The sequence below is a fragment of the Serratia sp. CY40230 genome, assembly GCF_052168835.1.
Lineage (GTDB): Bacteria > Pseudomonadota > Gammaproteobacteria > Enterobacterales > Enterobacteriaceae > Serratia > Serratia nematodiphila.
On the sequence record NZ_JBJNLX010000004.1, the window covers coordinates 155,184 to 170,199 of the forward strand.

Here is a 15,016-nt window from a genome sequence, read left to right on the forward strand (position 1 = left end):
TTTATAGTTATAAAAGAGGAGATATGTGCTTGTGATATCCTCATGAGTGCAATGGTGTTTTTTGGAGCAATTTGAGACATGGAAATGATGATCCCCGCCCGCCGCTTACCGTTCCGGGAGCCGATATAATGAAAAAAAAGACGCTGTTTACCCTGTTGCTGATGATGGTGGCGATCGCATTGGCGATCCTGTTCCGCGCGCACAATCAGGATCTGTTACTGCAGGGTGAAGTGGATGCCCCCGAAGTGATCGTCGCATCCAAGGCGAAAGGCCGGGTTGTTGAACGCCTGATCGAACGCGGCGATGACGTGAAAAGCGGCCAGCTGATCATCCAACTCGACAGCCCCGAACTGATGGCGCAGCTGCGTTCCGCGCAGGCGACGCGCGACGAGGCCAAGGCGCAGCTCGAGCTGTCGCTGCACGGCACCCGTGAAGAGAGCATCCGCAACCTGCGCGCCAACCTGGCGCAGGCCGAGGCGCAGTACCGCAATGCGCAAAACGACTACAACCGTAACCTGAGCGTGGCCGGCAAGGGCTATATCTCGAAGTCCGAGCTGGACGCTTCGCGCCGGTCGCGCGACACCGCCTTCCAGCAGGTGCAGGCCGCCAAGGCCAACCTGGATGAAGGCATCAACGGCGACCGCGTCGAGCAGCGGCAGCAATATGCGGCGGCGCTGCGGGCGGCGGAAGAGAACCTGCTGCAGATCCAGGCGCAGAGCGACGATCTGCAGGTGAAAGCGCCGGTGGACGGCGAAGTGGGGCCGATCCCGGCCGAAGTGGGCGAATTGCTGAACGCCGGCAGCCCGCTGGTGACGTTGATCCGGGTGCCGGACGCCTACTTCGTGTTTAACCTGCGTGAAGACATCCTGGCCCACGTGCGCAAAGGCGACAAGGTCAAGCTGCGGGTGCCGGCGCTGAAGGACAAAATGATCGACACCGAGGTGCGTTACATCGCGCCGCTGGGGGATTACGCCACCAAACGCGCCACCCGCGCCACCGGCGACTTCGACCTGAAAACCTTCGAAGTGCGCCTGTATCCGTCACAGCCGGTGGACGGCCTGCGTCCGGGGATGAGCACCTTATGGCAATGGAAAGAGTAAGGGCCGGCTGGCGCTGCTTCAGTCACGCGTTCGACAAAGAGTGTCGCGTCGCCTTTCGCAGCCCGGTAGTGCACTGGCTGAGCTGGATCTTTCCGCTGATCCTGTTTGCGCTGATCAGCAGCAACTTCTCCGAAGGCACGCTGCTCGATCTGCCGGTCTCGGTGGTGGACAGCGATCACAGCCCGCTGTCCAAATCGCTGACGCGCCGGCTGGACGCCGGGTCGCACGCCCACGTCGAGGCATACGGCGGCGGGCTGCCGGAGTCACTGAGCCGCCTGCGCAGCGCGCAGGATTACGCGTTGCTGTATATCCCACCGGACTTTGAGGCCAATGCGCTGTCGGGCAAACAGCCGAGCGTGGTGATGTACTACAACGCGCTGTTTTACGGCGCCGGGCTGTACTCCACCCAGGACTTCGGCGGCCTGATGAACGAAATCAACGCCAGCACCCGCAGCATCATCGCCACCGAGATGGGCAAGACGTTGCCGCCGCTGGCGGACGTGACGCTCTCCTACGGCAGCCTGTTCAACGCCAGCGGCAGCTATATCTATTACCAGCAGTTCGCCGCCACCATCCACCTGCTGCAGCTGTTCGCGGTGACCTGCATGATCTATGTGCTGGCGCGCAGCAAGTCGCTGCTGCAGGCCAAGCCGTTCAGCCTGGCGCTGCTCGGCAAGCTGGCGCCGTACACGCTGTGTTTCACCACCCTGCTGATGGTGGAGATCGCGGCGCTGGTGGGCATCTTTGACGCCCGCGTCAGCGGCAACCCGCTGTTTATGCTGATGATCGGCCTGTTCTATGTGATGGCGGCGCAGAGCATCGGCCTGCTGCTGTACACCTTTACCGGCAGCACCATCACCGCCTACAGCCTGATCGGTATTTTGGTCAGTATTGCAATGACCTTCTCCGGCATGGCGGTGCCTGAGCTGTCGATGCCGCTGCCGGCGCGCATCATTTCCAACATCGAACCGCTGACCCACGCGCTGTACGCGATGTTTGACGTGTTCCTGCGGCAGGTGCACGCCAGCGCCATCTTCAGCGTGTGCGCGCTGCTGGCGGTCTATCCGCTGGTGGCCGCGCTGCTGGTGCGCAATCGCCTGCCGGCGCGGCTGGCAAAAGAGGGGAACGCCGGATGAAGCTCTATTGGCAAACCTTCGTTAAAGTGTTGCTCGGCATGCTGGAGCGGCCGGTGTGGCTGATGCTGATCCTGTCGCTGTGCATCATGAGCCTGGTGTACGCCAACCGCACGGTGTGGGATCTGCCGGTGGGGGTGATAGATCAGGATCACAGCACCGCCAGTCGGCAGCTGATCCGCCAACTGGACGCTACCTCCAAGATCGCGATTGAAACCTACGACAGCCTGGAACAGGCACAGCGCGATCTCAGCTGGCGCAAGCTGTTTGCGGTGATCATCATGCCGGTGGATCTGGAGAAGAAAATTCTCAGCGGGCAGAACATCGTGGTGCCGATGTACGGCGACGCCACCAACCGCCTGGCCAACGGCCAGATCCAGCAGGACGTAGTGGCGGCCTATCAGCAGCTGCTGACGCAATACAACAACGGGCTGCTGCTGCGCAGCGGCTTCAGCGAACGGCAGGCGCAGATACTGCTGACGCCGATACTGGGGCAAACGCTGGACGTGTTCAACCCCGGCATCAGCTTTGCGGCGATCATCTTCCCCGGCCTGCTGGTGATGCTGTTGCAGCACTCGCTGCTGATCGCCTGTATCCGCGTCAATATCGCCATGAAGAGCATGCCCGGCGGCAAGGCGCCGCTGGCGGCGCACCTCGGCGGGCTGACGGCGCTGCTGCCGATCTGGCTGTTCCTGTCGATCGTGTTGTTCGTGCTGTGGCCGTGGGTATTGGGCTATAGGCAGACGGCGAACATCGCCGAGCTGCTGCTGCTGACCTTCCCGTTCCTGCTGGCGGTATTGGGGCTGGGCAAGCTGGTGACCGAGTGCCTGCGCAGCGTCGAGATGATCTACCTGACGCTGGCGTTCATCACCACGCCGATCTTCTACCTGTCCGGCACTATCTGGCCGCTGCAGTCGATGCCGGCCTGGGTGCGCGCCATCTCGTACAGCATTCCCTCCACCTGGGGCACCAAGGCGATCGCCGGCGTCAACCAGATGGGGCTGTCGCTGAATGAGGTGTGGGGCGACGTCGCCATGATGCTGATACTCGGCGTGGTCTACACCCTGCTGGGCTTCGGCGTCGGCTTCTTGCGCAACAGCGTGGCGCTGCGCGGGATGTTCAGGAAGCGGCGGGCGTAGGGGATAAATAAAGGCGCCATTTTCGGCGCCTTTATTATTTCGTATTATTGATATGTTTAAGGTGATTTATTTAGCGGGACGTCTACTCTTGTTTTTAATTTGATCTGTTATGTTGATTTTGGTAATTGTAATTGCTGACCTGCTTAGGGAATTAATGGTTGGCGTTAACTTTATCTATAACATGTTATTTAAAGGATGGAATAATATGTCAACAATAAGATCGCTTGATTTTGATGAGATGAAATTGATTGGCGGTTGTGGCGATGGAAATAACGGCGGCGATCGTGACAGGCCAAGCAGAGGTGCGTCAAACTCTTGTGCCAATCAGGTTGGAATGGGCATTATCATTGGCGCATTTACCGGTTTTTCCGGCGGCCCGCCAGGGATGATGGGTTTGGCCGTTGCCGGTGGCTTAATGGGGGCGGTCTCTTGCGCAGATAACAGCCCAGCCGGGAATAATAAGAATAACGGTGGTGCCTTGGGTGGGAATAAAAACGCCAATAGCGTTAATGGGCAATGTCGCTGGTGATGATTAAATCGCTTTTAGAGTGTCAAAAATAGAGGGTGGGTTATGGTTAACAGACGTCTTTTAAACCCGCTATGTAATATGATTGCGCTAACGTTGAGTATGTTACTTGTCTCGTTCTCCTCACTGAGTATTATTTCATACGGAGAACATTTGGTAGATGCGGCCATCGCGGTTTTCACTTATTTTGGTATCAGAAGCTGCTGCCTGATGTGTGTAAGTTTATTCCATTGGTTCCACGGTGGAGATGAGCGCATTAATCTTGATCAATAAACAGTGCCGGCAGCGCCCGCTGCCGGCACTGTCCTCGTTAAGACACCAACTCCAACCCCGCCACGCGGCGCCAGTAGCCGTTGCAGTCGGCGTGGTCGGTCAAGGCCAGCGGCTGCTCACCGCGCTCGTTGGCGCGGAAGGCGTCGATCTGCGCCAGCGTCTCGGCGCCCTGCGGCGACAGCCGCACGATGTCCACCAGCCCCTGCATGCTCGGCAGCTCGTTGCCGAGGTTGTAGCAGTAACCGCTCATGGTCTGGATGCCGTTGAGCACGAACACCTGCTGTTGCTCCTGCGAGCGCATCATGCGGCCCTGCGGATACTTGATGCAGCAGGTTTCGCACTCGTCCTTGCCGCGGTTCTCCGAGCGGGCGGTGAAGCAGCGCGCCGAATAGGCCAGCGGCAGATGGCCGTAGCTCAGCACCTCCACCTCGAAGTCGTGGCGGAAGCCCAGCTCGTCGCACTGCGTCAGCAGATTGGCCAGCCAGTCGCGCGACAGTTCGACCGGCATGCACCAACGCACCATGCCCTGGCGGCGCAGCAGGCGCAGGGTATAGGCGTTGTAGCAGTTCAGCGCATGGCCGGCGACGAACGGCAAACCGCGCTCCGCCGCCATGTTCACCGCGCCCAGATCGTTGGCTTCCAACAGGAACTCGCCGTTCTCCACATAGCGTTTCAGCTCATTCAGCTCGGACGGCGCCTGCAGCAGCGCCAGCGTGGAGATCACCACCTGTTTGCCGCTGTGGGCGATCTCGCGCGCCAGCGCCAGCCAATCGCCGACCTTCATCTCGCGCCGTTTGGTGCAGACGCTCTCGCCGAGGTAAATGATGTCGGCGCTGCTCTCTACCGCCTGTTGATAGAACGCCGCGATGTCGGTTTTCGGCCAGTAGTAGAGTACCGGCCCCAGTGCGTATTTCATGTTGCCTCCGGCTACTGCCATTTGCGGTGATAGGCGCCCAGCGTGGTCTGGGTGCCTTCGGACATCGCGCCCAGCGTCTCCATCCAGGCGGCGTCGGCGCGATAGGCGGCCGGATCGGCCTGGCAACGGTCGATCGCCTGGCGCCAGACGCGCGCCACCTGGCTGACGTAAGCCGGGCTGCGCTGGCGGCCTTCGATCTTCACCGAGGCGATGTTGGCGGCCAGCAGCTCCGGTAGCAGCTCCAGCGTATTGAGGCTGGTGGGCTCTTCCAGCGCGTGGTAGCGCACGTCGTCCACCAGATAGCGGCCCTTGCACAGCGTCGGGTAACCGGCGTTTTCGTGGTCCTGGTAGCGGTCGATCAGCACGTCGTTCAGGCGCGACTCCATGCCCTGCGGGGTTTGCTGCCAGCGCACGAAGCGCGCCGGCGAGCAGGCGCCGACGGTGTTCGGCGACTCGCCGGTCAGGTAGGAGGAGAGGTAGCAGCGCCCCTCGGCCATGATGCACAGGCTGCCGAAAGCGAACACTTCCAGCGGCACCGGGCTGGTGCGCGCAAGCTGTTTCACCTGATGCATCGACAGCACGCGCGGCAGCACCACCCGGCCTACCTCGAAGTTGCGCTGGTAGAAACGGATCGCCTCTTCGTTGGTGGCGGAGGCCTGCACCGAAACGTGGCGCTCCAGCTGCGGGTAGCGCTGGGCGGCGTATTCCAGCATCGCCAGATCCGCCAGAATCAGCGCGTCGGCGCCCAGCTGGGCAGCCATATCCACCGCGCGCTGCCAGCGGGCGTAGCCGTCGGGATGGGCGAAGGTGTTGATGGCGATATGCAGTTTGCGGCCGTGGCGATGCACGTAATCGACCGCTTCCTGCAGCTTTTTCTCGGTGAAGTTAAGGCCGGCGAAGTGGCGCGCGTTGGTATCGTCTTTCAGACCGATGTAAACGGCGTCGGCGCCGTTATCCACCGCGGCCTTCAGGGCCGGCAGGTTGCCGGCGGGACAAAGCAGCTCCATAGATTTATCCTGGCTTAGCCGTGCGCCCGGCCGGGCGCACGCTGTCTTTAAAGATTGCCGGCGGCGGTGTTCCGCCGGCAAACGCGATTCGGGGAGGCCATTTTAGGCAAAGGGGCGCACACAGGTTTTGATTTGGGGCAGCTTATGGCGTATTGATAAACATGGCGGTGAAATGCACTATTTGTTGATATAGACCGCTGAAGCCGCGCGCCAGTGTGGCAAAATAGCGGTAGTCCGTATTGAAAGGAGTGGATGACCGTGTTGGAACAACTACGAGCACGCCTTGTGCGCCAGGGGCCGTCGCTGCTGCGCATCCCGCTGAAATTCACGCCGTTCGCCCTGCAGCGCCAGCTGCTGCAACAGGTGCTGAGCTGGCAGTTCCGCCAGGCGTTGGCGGATGGGGAGCTGGAATTTCTCGAATCGCGCTGGTTAAAGATCGAAGTTCGCGATCTGGCGCTACACTGGTTTATGACGGTAGAAAACGACAAACTGGTGGTCAGCCAGCACGCCGAAGCGGACGTCAGCTTCAGCGGCGACGCCAACGATCTGATCCTGATCGCGGCGCGCAAGCAAGATCCGGATACGCTGTTCTTTCAGCGTCGGCTGCAGATTGAAGGGGATACCGAATTGGGCCTGTATGTGAAAAATTTGATGGACGCCATCGAGCTGGAAAGCATGCCTGCGCCGCTGCGCATGGGGCTGCTGCAGTTGGCTGATTTTGTCGAAGCAGGGCTGCAGGAGGGCACGGCGTCGGCTTCCCGTGTGGCGGTATCATGCTGATCCGCGTAGAGATCCCGGTAGATGCGGCGGGCATCGACGCCTTGCTGCGCCGCGCCTTTGGCCGCGACGACGAAGCCGATCTGGTGCAGCAGCTGCGCGAAGACGGCCTGCTGACGCTGGGCGTGGTCGCCACTGACGACGAAGGCGGGGTAGTGGGTTACGCCGCGTTCAGCCCGGTAGACGTGGCCGGCGAAGACCGCCAATGGGTGGCGCTGGCGCCGCTGGCGGTAGATGAAAGCCTGCGCCGTCAGGGGCTGGCGGAAAAGCTGGTGTACGAAGGCTTGGATTCGCTGAACGAATTCAGCTACGCCGCGGTGGTGGTGCTGGGCGATCCGACCTATTACGGCCGCTTCGGTTTCAAACCGGCCGCCGCCTATGGCCTGCACTGCCGCTGGCCGGACACGGAAAGCGCGTTCCAGGTGTATCCGCTGGCGGAAGACGCCCTGAATGGCGTCAGCGGCGAAGTGGCTTTTTCGGCGCCGTTTAATCGCTTTTAACGACCGGCAATAGATACTCCAACGACAGCGGCGGGTGATTCACCAGCCGCTCTTTTTGTATTTTGCTCAGCTGTTTGACGCGGTATTCCAGCTTCAGCGCCGTTGAGCGATCCCCCACCTGGCAGTGAAACGCCAGCGTCAGCTCCCCTTTACCACGCAGCGCCTTGGCGCCTTTGCCGGCTTGATGCTGCGCCAGGCGGCGCGCCACGTCGGTGGTGATGCCGGTATACAGCATGCCGCTCGGTAAACGCAGCATATAGAGATACCAGTGGGGTAAGTCCATCATTGGGGTCCTGTGCAAGGGTAGAGATGACATCAGGCCGCCATAGCTAAGCGCGGCATCTCTATTTTGTCACGATTTAACGATGGATTTCACCACTGGCGGAACGGTTTGTTTATTCCGTCTTGACGATAAGGGATTATTTTACACCCACGGTAAATTTGTTTTCCTCCCCTTTATGATGCTGAATTGTCCACTCGCCACTGACGCGGAATGAAGCCGCGGAAGCATAGGTGTCTTCCATAAACTGGAAATAAACGATTTTTCCGTCTTTGACCTGCGCTTTTATTGCGAAAGGAGAGGTGAACTGATGGCCTAACGCTACTGAGGTATAGGTGAATTGACCAAATACGGCCACGGTGCCTCCGTCGGCAAGAATGTCACCGATCGTGAAGTCGTTTATTTCCCAGTAAGTTCCGACATTTGAAAAGGTATCGATGTAAACCTGTCGCCCTTGAGAAGTGCCCGCCCAGGGCTCGATCTGTTTGAGCTCTTTGTTTTCAAAGTTCAGGGAAGTATAAACCGCGTTTTCATCGATAAGGCGCATGGCGGCATTGGTGACGTCTTCCTTTGCCGTGTTCATCAAGAATGCATAAACCACATCTTTTGGCAGTTGAGTCTCTTCTGCTTTCACAATGAGTTTTTCATTGTTTTTCATATAAACCTCGTCACGTGACTTCCGGGGTGAATAATTGGCCGTTTATTCCGATGATGAGCCGGTGATTGGTTGTAAATCAACGATGATCATAGCACCGCCGGAAAGCAGAGCAGATGATAGAAAGTGCTTAGGCGTTCGGGAAATAAAGTCCCTGCAAAACGGCATTAATCATCATAACGACATATTAAATAAGGGGTTTTATTCATGGTAAAGGCGTTGGCGCACATGGGATGACGAAGCGAGAACGCTGTTTTAAATGGATTTATATAAGCGGTATCAATGATGTTTTGATGCTTTTTATTTATGAATGGCGGTAGTGAACAGGAATTATGCTTGGTGGCTTGGATTTACTGATAATAAAGCCCGAGAGTAAGAAAGAGAGTGAGTCATTCCAGTCACTAGAGCGGCGTGGGCGACAGAGAGCGTCGGCTGGCCAGGGTTGCGATGAGGTGATATTGCGCCCCATCACAATCCCACCCCCGGCCGCCGGTGCTTTACCGCTTTACCCCTTTTTTCCCGCCAGCTCAAAGCGCGGCGAGACGATGCCGTACAGCGTCCAGCCGAGGAAGGTGGCGATGGCGCCCCACATCATCGCTTCCTCACCGGAGCTGTAAAGCGCATAGAAGCTGTACAGCGCACCGATGCCGGCGATGATATTGGCGATGCGCGCCTTGTTGTCCGGCACCTTCGCCACTTTTTGAATAATGACCAGCGCCGCCATCGACAGGATGTACGGGATGATGTTGGTCACCACCGCCAAGTTCACCAGCACGTTGAACTGCTTGTTCAGCGATGGGCTGATGGTCATCAGCGACAAACCGCTCTGGATGACGACGATGGTCAGCATGCCTTTAACCGGCGCGTCGGCCTTGCTCAGCTTGGAGAAGATTTTCGGGAAGAAGCCGCTGTCGGCGGAGGATTTGAACACCTGGGCGATGGTGAACTGCCAGCCGAGCAGCGAGCCGACGCAGGACATCACCATCAACGCCATTATGATCTTGCCGACCGTCGGGTTGAACATGTGGGAGAACGCCAGCCCGAACGGGGCGGTGGAGTTGGCCAGATCCATGTTCGGCACGATGCCGGCGATCACGTTGGTCGAAACGATATAGATCACTGCCGCGCTGAGGGTGCCGCCCAGTACGGCGATCGGCACGTTGCGCTCCGGGTTTTCCACCACGTCGGTGTTGGCGCAGGCGGATTCCAGCCCCAGGAATGCCCACAAGGTCATCGAGATCGAGGCGCCGATGGCTTCGAAGGTCGGCACCTGATGCGGGTTCCAGGCGGCGACGTAGGCGCTGCCGCTGAACCAGTACCAGCCGATGACCGAGATGCCCACCACCGGAATGATCACGCCCCAGACGGTGATGCCGCTGATTTTGCCGGTAATGCGCGCACCGCCGAAGTTGGCGACGGTCGCAAGCCACAGCACGCCGATGGTGGCGATACAGATCCCGAGCGGGCTGAGCGTAGCGCCAAACAGCTCGGTGCCGTAGCCGACGGCGGAAATGGCGATGGCGATATTGGCGATCAGCAGCGAAACGCCATAGGTGTAGTTCGCCATAAAGTTGCCTGATTTACCGAAGGCGTATTCGGCGTAGCCGCCCATGCCGCCGGATTTACGGCTGAACATGCCGCATTTGGCGAAGGCGTAGGCCAGCGCCATCGAGCCGACGGCGGTCACCAGCCAGGAAACGATCGAAATCGTGCCCACTTCGGCCAGCTTGGTCGGCAGCATAATTATGCCAGAACCCATCATATTCACGGCGGTCAGGATCGTTAATTGCACGACCCCCATTTTATTATTGGACTTACTCATGATCATTTTCTCTTTTAGGATGCGATCCGGGCGGCGAGAATAATCACCGCCCCGTAAGGTGATTAATTTTTCATGACGTAGCCGTAAGCGCGGTTCCAGCCGTCCTCATCCTGTTGGATATAAACGCCCTGCAATTCCGGCGCGAATCCCGGCAATAAATTGATGCCTTCTTCCAGTGCCAGGAAATAACGCTGCGCGGCGCCGCCCCAAATTTCGCCGGGCACCACGCACAGCACGCCTGGTGGGTAAGGCAGGGCGCCTTCGGCGGCGATGCGGCCCTCGGCCTTGGCCAGCGACACCAATTCCACATTGCCGCGCACGAACTCGGTATTGGCGTCCTGCGGGTTCATCACCACGCGTGGGAAATAGCTTTTGCGGAACATCTCTTTTTGCAGTTCTTTAACGTCATAGCTGACGTAAAGGTCGTGCATTTCCTGGCACAGCTGGCGGATGGTGTAGTTTTTGTAGCGCTGCTGGTGGTTTTTATAGACCGCAGGCAGCACCTCGCTGAGCAATGAGTTTTGCTCGATGTGCTTCTCGAAGCGGGCGATCAGGGCCACCAGATGCTGCATCTTGGCGATGTCTTCCGCCGGCGTCAGCAGGAACAGGATCGAGTTGAGATCGCATTTTTCCGGCACGATGCCGTTTTCACGCAGGTAGTTGGCCAGAATGGTCGCCGGGATGCCGAACTCGCTGTAGCTGCCGGTGGCGGTATCGATGCCCGGCGTGGTGAGCAGCAGTTTGCACGGATCGACGAAGTACTGCGATTCGGCATAGCCTTCAAAAGCGTGCCACTTCTCGCCGGGCACGAAGTTGAAGAAGCGCAGATCGTTGGCCATCGCCGCGGTGTCATAGGCCTGCCACGGCTTGCCGTCGATCTGATCCGGCACGAACGGTTTGATCATCGTGCAGGTATCCAGCAGCATTTTGCGCGCTTCGATGCCCACGCGCACGCACTCCTGCCACAGGCGCTGGCCGCTTTTGCCCTCGTGCATCTTGGCGTTGACGTCCAGCGCGGCGAACAGCGGGTAGAACGGGCTGGTGGAGGCGTGCAGCATAAAGGCGTTGTTGAAGCGCTTATGGTTGCAGTAGCGGCTCTGCCCCTTGATGTGCTTGTCTTTTTTGTGGATCTGTGAGGTCTGCGAGAAACCGGCCTGCTGTTTGTGCACCGACTGGGTGACGATGATGCCGGGATCGTTTTCGTTCAGCTCCAGCAGCAGCGGCGAGCAGTCTTTCATCATCGGAATGAACTGCTCATAGCCCACCCAGGCGGAGTCGAACAGGATGTAGTCGCACAGGTGGCCAATCTTGTCGACCACCTGGCGGGCGTTGTAGATGGTGCCGTCGTAGGTGCCGAGCTGGATGATCGCCAGGCGGAACGGGCGAGCCTCGTTGGCGCGTTCCGGCGCCACTTCGCGGATCTGTTGGCGCAGGTAGCGTTCGTCGAAGCAGTGCGCGTCGATGCCGCCGATAAAGCCGAACGGGTTACGGGCGGTTTCCAGATAAACCGGCGTAGCGCCGGCCTGGATCAACGCGCCGTGGTGGTTGGATTTATGGTTGTTGCGGTCGAACAGCACCAGGTCGCCGCGCGTCAGCAGGGCGTTGGTCGCCACCTTGTTCGAGGCCGAGGTGCCGTTGAGCACGAAGTAGGTCTTGTCGGCGTTGAACACCTTGGCGGCGTGCTGCTGCGCGGCGCAAGGCGCGCCTTCGTGGATCAACAGGTCGCCCAGTTTGACGTCGGCGTTGCACATGTCGGAGCGGAAAAGCGTTTCGCCGTAGAAGTCGAAGAACTGGCGGCCCGCCGGGTGTTTGCGGAAGAACTCGCCGCCCTGGTGGCCGGGGCAGGCGAAAGTGGCGTTGCCCATTTCTACGTATTGCGTCAGCGTGTTGAAGAATGGCGGCAGCAGCTCGCTCTCATATTTTGCGGCGGCGGCCTCCAGCTGTTTGCCGTAGAACTGGGTATTCTTGCCGCACAGTTCAAATACGCCGTGCAGCGCCGGCAAGACGGCATTATCCAGCTCTTCTTCGCAGCAGACGGCGACGAACAGCGGAATGTTCAGGCCGTGTTCTTCGATGCGCGCCACCATACCTTGCGCGACGTCGTCTACCGACAGCACGATGGCGGCGACGTCATTGAAATCGCTGTGATGCACATCGACGATGTCGCGTTCAGTTTCAAAGCAGCCGAGGGTTTGGGTGTTGGCGGCAATTTTTAATTTTTTCATTTTTCTCATTCTTCAGGCAAAGGCATTCCGCCGGCAAATAATTTCATTTGCCGCTAACGCCTTCACGAAAATAAAGGTGTGCGAGAACCCAGTGATGCCGAAAGGCATTAACTGTGTTCGCTGTTTTATTTATCCTGGATGCGCTTGGCCGAAATTAAAAATGTATTGCGTGCCCTTCCCGCTTAGCGAGAAAAAGACATTATCACCGGAGTGCGGAGAATAAAGTGAAACGCAAAGACACTCTTAACAACGGCGTAAGAGCGAGGGGGAGGGTTATCTGTAGTTGAAGAATGCGAAGCTAAAGCAGCTGCGATGAGCCATCATCATAATATGGGTTGTGCGCCTGATGTGCGCCATTTTTCGGTTATTGTTTTCCATTTTCTAATCCACCTTGCTGAGTGAAAAGATGGCGCTATTTTAACGCAAGATGCACTAAAAATTGTGATTAGAATCACATAAATGCCGGTTTTGATAAATAACTATTCACTGGTTATGCAATGTGTTGCATAAGTATCATCCAGGCGCAGAGGTTGGCATGTAAATGAATTGCTAATGTTCGCGAGCCCTGAACACTTAATTTCAATGGCGCTCGGGAAGGAATAAAAAAAGCGGTCAAATAACCGGCTGCATAACGATCAAATAAATCTGTATTGTGTTATTTATGTTATCAACCTGCTTTATGCTAAAATAAATAAAAATTCACTATCTTTGTTTTTATATTCACTTTTGTTTTTTGGCGATTATCGTTATTTGTGACTCGCTTCAACAACGCAGGGTAAGATGAAGTGAGTGAACCGGGAGGCGAGTAACCTTGAATACCCCAGAACAACGGCAACAGATTGCGGATTTCATCGGCAAGCAACATGTCCTAACGCTGTGCGCCGGCGACGGCCTCGACATGTGGTGCGCCAACTGTTTTTACGTGTTCGACGCCGCGACGATGGCGCTGTGGCTGATGACCGAACCGCACACCCGCCACGGCGGGCTGATGCTGAACAACGGCCGGGTGGTCGGCACCATCGCGCCGAAACCGAAAAGCATCGCGCTGATCCGCGGCGTGCAGTACCGCGCCGAGGCGGTGCTGCTGAGCGGCGAAGAGGCCGAGGCGGCGCGCGCGCGTTACTGCAAGCGCTTCCCGATCGCCAGGGCGATGAAGGCCTCGGTATGGCGGCTGGATCTGCACGAGGTGAAGATGACCGACAACACCCTTGGCTTCGGCAAGAAGCTGCACTGGGCGCGGTCTATACTTTAAGTCGACGTATTGATTACAACGGGAGATCGCATGGCGCGAGCACTGTTAGTCGGCGCAACCGGGCTGGTGGGGCGCGAGTTGCTGCAGCGGTTGCAAAGCGATCCGCAGATAACGGCCATCGTGGCGCCGACGCGCACGCCGCTGCCGCCGCACGGCAAGCTGACCAATCCGGTCGGCGATGCGCTGTTCGAGCTGCTGAGCGGCCTGCAGCAGCCGGTCGATCTGGTGTTCTGCTGCCTGGGCACCACCCGCCGGGCGGCGGGCAGCGCCGATGCCTTCCGCTACGTCGATTACCAACTGGTGGTGGAGAGCGCGCTGACCGGCCGCCGGTTGGGGGCGCAGCACTGTCTGGTGGTGAGCGCGTTGGGCGCCAACGCGGATTCCACCTTCCTGTATAACCGCACCAAAGGCGAGATGGAGCAGGCGCTGCGCGAACAGCGCTGGCCGCGCCTGACGCTGGTGCGGCCTTCCATGCTGGTGGGGGATCGCCCTGCGCCGCGCCTGATGGAGCGCCTCACGCTGCCGCTGTTCAGGTTGCTGCCCGGCAAATGGCGCGCGGTCGCCGCCAAAGACGTGGCGCAAACGCTGCTGCAGCAGGCGTTCACGCCGGGCGAAGGGGTCAGGGTGCTGGAGTCGGATCGGCTGCACTGCTACCGAGACTGACGCTGAGGTGGTCGAACGCCAGCTCCAGCCCGGTGGGCAGCTCGTGGTCCAGCAGCCACAGATCGAGATGATGGCTGATGTGCGTCAGCAGCGTGCGTTTGGGCTGCAGCAACCGCTGCGTCTCCTGCGCGCGGGTCAGATCGTTGTGGTTGCGCGGCGCCTGCGGCTGAGGCGGCAGGCTGCAATCGAGCACCAGCAGATCCAGCGCCACGTTCTGCAGATAGTCGGCGGTGGCCGGCGGCAGGCCGACGGTGTCGGTCAGGTAGGCCAGCGCAGCGCCCCCCGCCTGGATCAGATAGCCGTGGGTCAGTTTGGAGTGTTGCAGCGGCAGCGGGGTGATGCGCATGCCGCCCAGCTCGACGGTGGCGAAGGGCGCCAGCGGCGGCTGAAACGCCAGAATGCCGGGGTGTTTGAACAGATCGTCGCAGCCCTGTTCATCCGGCGGGCCATATACCGGAATGGAATTTCCGCACCCCCAACGCAAAGGAAATAACCCCTGAACGTGATCCATGTGGTAATGTGTCAGTAAAAAACGTTGAATTTGCCCCGCCGAAAATCGCCGCTCCAAAGCCGGTAATCCCGCATCCAATAAGGTCGTTTCCCCCTGATAGTTGAGCATGGCGCTGCACGCACGCCGCCGAAATGCCGGCTCGCGCCGCGCCCGTTGGCAGATAGGGCAGTCGCAGCCGAACACCGGCACCTGCTGCGCGCCGCCGGTGCCGAGAAAGGTCAGTTGCATCGCTCCCCT

Annotated in this window: 16 protein-coding genes; 8 read left to right on the forward strand and 8 right to left on the reverse strand. The window is 58.8% G+C overall.

Annotated features, from left to right (window positions below; all coding sequences use genetic code 11):
* Window positions 1-128: 128 nt before the first annotated feature.
* The 4 genes from ACJ8IJ_RS15390 (at window position 129) to ACJ8IJ_RS15405 (ending at window position 3,901) form a co-directional block, all read left to right on the forward strand.
* On the forward strand, window positions 129-1,100 hold the full coding sequence (locus tag ACJ8IJ_RS15390) for an HlyD family secretion protein (protein ID WP_004933479.1): 972 nt from the start codon (window positions 129-131) through the stop codon (window positions 1,098-1,100).
* Window positions 1,082-2,236 (forward strand): ABC transporter permease, encoded by a 1,155-nt coding sequence (locus tag ACJ8IJ_RS15395; protein WP_044029869.1) that lies wholly within the window; start codon window positions 1,082-1,084, stop codon window positions 2,234-2,236. Before ACJ8IJ_RS15390 ends, ACJ8IJ_RS15395 begins: the two co-directional genes overlap by 19 nt.
* Complete coding sequence (locus ACJ8IJ_RS15400; protein ID WP_049243041.1) at window positions 2,233-3,372, forward strand: ABC transporter permease; 1,140 nt, start codon at window positions 2,233-2,235, stop codon at window positions 3,370-3,372. Before ACJ8IJ_RS15395 ends, ACJ8IJ_RS15400 begins: the two co-directional genes overlap by 4 nt.
* A gap of 109 nt (window positions 3,373-3,481) precedes the next feature.
* Window positions 3,482-3,901 (forward strand): hypothetical protein, encoded by a 420-nt coding sequence (locus ACJ8IJ_RS15405; protein ID WP_157798845.1) that lies wholly within the window; start codon window positions 3,482-3,484, stop codon window positions 3,899-3,901.
* A gap of 307 nt (window positions 3,902-4,208) precedes the next feature.
* Here ACJ8IJ_RS15405 and ACJ8IJ_RS15410 read toward each other — a convergent pair whose 3' ends face one another.
* Both ACJ8IJ_RS15410 and ubiU read right to left on the reverse strand, forming a co-directional pair.
* Window positions 4,209-5,087 (reverse strand): U32 family peptidase, encoded by an 879-nt coding sequence (locus tag ACJ8IJ_RS15410; RefSeq protein WP_049186960.1) that lies wholly within the window; start codon window positions 5,085-5,087, stop codon window positions 4,209-4,211.
* 11 nt (window positions 5,088-5,098) lie between these two features.
* On the reverse strand, window positions 5,099-6,094 hold the full coding sequence (gene ubiU, locus ACJ8IJ_RS15415; RefSeq protein WP_015376422.1) for a ubiquinone anaerobic biosynthesis protein UbiU: 996 nt from the start codon (window positions 6,092-6,094) through the stop codon (window positions 5,099-5,101).
* A 258-nt stretch (window positions 6,095-6,352) separates the two neighbouring features.
* Here ubiU and ubiT point away from each other — a divergent pair, with 258 nt between their 5' ends.
* On the forward strand, window positions 6,353-6,874 hold the full coding sequence (ubiT, locus tag ACJ8IJ_RS15420) for a ubiquinone anaerobic biosynthesis accessory factor UbiT (protein ID WP_049187007.1): 522 nt from the start codon (window positions 6,353-6,355) through the stop codon (window positions 6,872-6,874).
* On the forward strand, window positions 6,868-7,371 hold the full coding sequence (locus ACJ8IJ_RS15425; RefSeq protein WP_442518766.1) for a GNAT family N-acetyltransferase: 504 nt from the start codon (window positions 6,868-6,870) through the stop codon (window positions 7,369-7,371). The genes ubiT and ACJ8IJ_RS15425 overlap by 7 nt, the downstream gene beginning before the upstream one ends.
* On the opposite strand, the gene ACJ8IJ_RS15430 is transcribed toward ACJ8IJ_RS15425, so the two are convergent.
* The 5 genes from ACJ8IJ_RS15430 to speFL all read right to left on the reverse strand — a co-directional run bounded on the left by ACJ8IJ_RS15430 (window position 7,358) and on the right by speFL (window position 12,731).
* Window positions 7,358-7,654, reverse strand: coding sequence for a GIY-YIG nuclease family protein (locus tag ACJ8IJ_RS15430; RefSeq protein ID WP_154870273.1), 297 nt, complete (start codon window positions 7,652-7,654; stop codon window positions 7,358-7,360). The genes ACJ8IJ_RS15425 and ACJ8IJ_RS15430 overlap by 14 nt on opposite strands.
* A 136-nt stretch (window positions 7,655-7,790) precedes the next feature.
* Window positions 7,791-8,309, reverse strand: coding sequence for a nuclear transport factor 2 family protein (locus ACJ8IJ_RS15435; protein ID WP_004933453.1), 519 nt, complete (start codon window positions 8,307-8,309; stop codon window positions 7,791-7,793).
* Window positions 8,310-8,811: 502 nt separating this feature from the next.
* On the reverse strand, window positions 8,812-10,128 hold the full coding sequence (potE, locus tag ACJ8IJ_RS15440) for a putrescine-ornithine antiporter (protein ID WP_028127578.1): 1,317 nt from the start codon (window positions 10,126-10,128) through the stop codon (window positions 8,812-8,814).
* Window positions 10,129-10,190: 62 nt separating this feature from the next.
* Window positions 10,191-12,353, reverse strand: a complete 2,163-nt coding sequence (speF, locus tag ACJ8IJ_RS15445; protein WP_015376427.1) for an ornithine decarboxylase SpeF — start codon at window positions 12,351-12,353, stop codon at window positions 10,191-10,193.
* 273 nt (window positions 12,354-12,626) lie between these two features.
* The gene (speFL, locus tag ACJ8IJ_RS15450) at window positions 12,627-12,731 is read right to left on the reverse strand and encodes a leader peptide SpeFL (RefSeq protein WP_004933443.1); all 105 of its coding nucleotides are present in this window, start codon (window positions 12,729-12,731) and stop codon (window positions 12,627-12,629) included.
* 433 nt (window positions 12,732-13,164) lie between these two features.
* Here speFL and ACJ8IJ_RS15455 point away from each other — a divergent pair, with 433 nt between their 5' ends.
* Entirely contained in the window at window positions 13,165-13,605 is a 441-nt protein-coding gene (locus tag ACJ8IJ_RS15455) for a YhbP family protein (RefSeq protein ID WP_015376428.1), read from the forward strand.
* 30 nt (window positions 13,606-13,635) lie between these two features.
* Entirely contained in the window at window positions 13,636-14,268 is a 633-nt protein-coding gene (locus tag ACJ8IJ_RS15460; protein ID WP_286093765.1) for an NAD(P)H-binding protein, read from the forward strand.
* Here ACJ8IJ_RS15460 and phnP read toward each other — a convergent pair.
* Window positions 14,225-15,007: a phosphonate metabolism protein PhnP gene (phnP, locus tag ACJ8IJ_RS15465; RefSeq protein ID WP_442518767.1), complete on the reverse strand. Its 783-nt coding sequence runs from the start codon at window positions 15,005-15,007 to the stop codon at window positions 14,225-14,227. The genes ACJ8IJ_RS15460 and phnP overlap by 44 nt on opposite strands.
* Window positions 15,008-15,016 lie beyond the last annotated feature (9 nt).

Coding starts and splice junctions, on each gene's coding strand:
- ACJ8IJ_RS15430 (WP_154870273.1), bottom strand. CDS start 7,654: ATGGACTTACCCCACTGGTATCTCTATATGCTGCGTTTACCGAGCGGC.
- ACJ8IJ_RS15395 (WP_044029869.1), top strand. CDS start 1,082: ATGGCAATGGAAAGAGTAAGGGCCGGCTGGCGCTGCTTCAGTCACGCG.
- ACJ8IJ_RS15425 (WP_442518766.1), top strand. CDS start 6,868: ATGCTGATCCGCGTAGAGATCCCGGTAGATGCGGCGGGCATCGACGCC.
- ACJ8IJ_RS15460 (WP_286093765.1), top strand. CDS start 13,636: ATGGCGCGAGCACTGTTAGTCGGCGCAACCGGGCTGGTGGGGCGCGAG.
- ubiU (WP_015376422.1), bottom strand. CDS start 6,094: ATGGAGCTGCTTTGTCCCGCCGGCAACCTGCCGGCCCTGAAGGCCGCG.
- ACJ8IJ_RS15410 (WP_049186960.1), bottom strand. CDS start 5,087: ATGAAATACGCACTGGGGCCGGTACTCTACTACTGGCCGAAAACCGAC.
- ACJ8IJ_RS15405 (WP_157798845.1), top strand. CDS start 3,482: ATGTTGATTTTGGTAATTGTAATTGCTGACCTGCTTAGGGAATTAATG.
- speF (WP_015376427.1), bottom strand. CDS start 12,353: ATGAAAAAATTAAAAATTGCCGCCAACACCCAAACCCTCGGCTGCTTT.
- speFL (WP_004933443.1), bottom strand. CDS start 12,731: ATGGAAAACAATAACCGAAAAATGGCGCACATCAGGCGCACAACCCAT.
- ACJ8IJ_RS15400 (WP_049243041.1), top strand. CDS start 2,233: ATGAAGCTCTATTGGCAAACCTTCGTTAAAGTGTTGCTCGGCATGCTG.
- phnP (WP_442518767.1), bottom strand. CDS start 15,007: ATGCAACTGACCTTTCTCGGCACCGGCGGCGCGCAGCAGGTGCCGGTG.
- potE (WP_028127578.1), bottom strand. CDS start 10,128: ATGAGTAAGTCCAATAATAAAATGGGGGTCGTGCAATTAACGATCCTG.
- ACJ8IJ_RS15390 (WP_004933479.1), top strand. CDS start 129: ATGAAAAAAAAGACGCTGTTTACCCTGTTGCTGATGATGGTGGCGATC.
- ACJ8IJ_RS15435 (WP_004933453.1), bottom strand. CDS start 8,309: ATGAAAAACAATGAAAAACTCATTGTGAAAGCAGAAGAGACTCAACTG.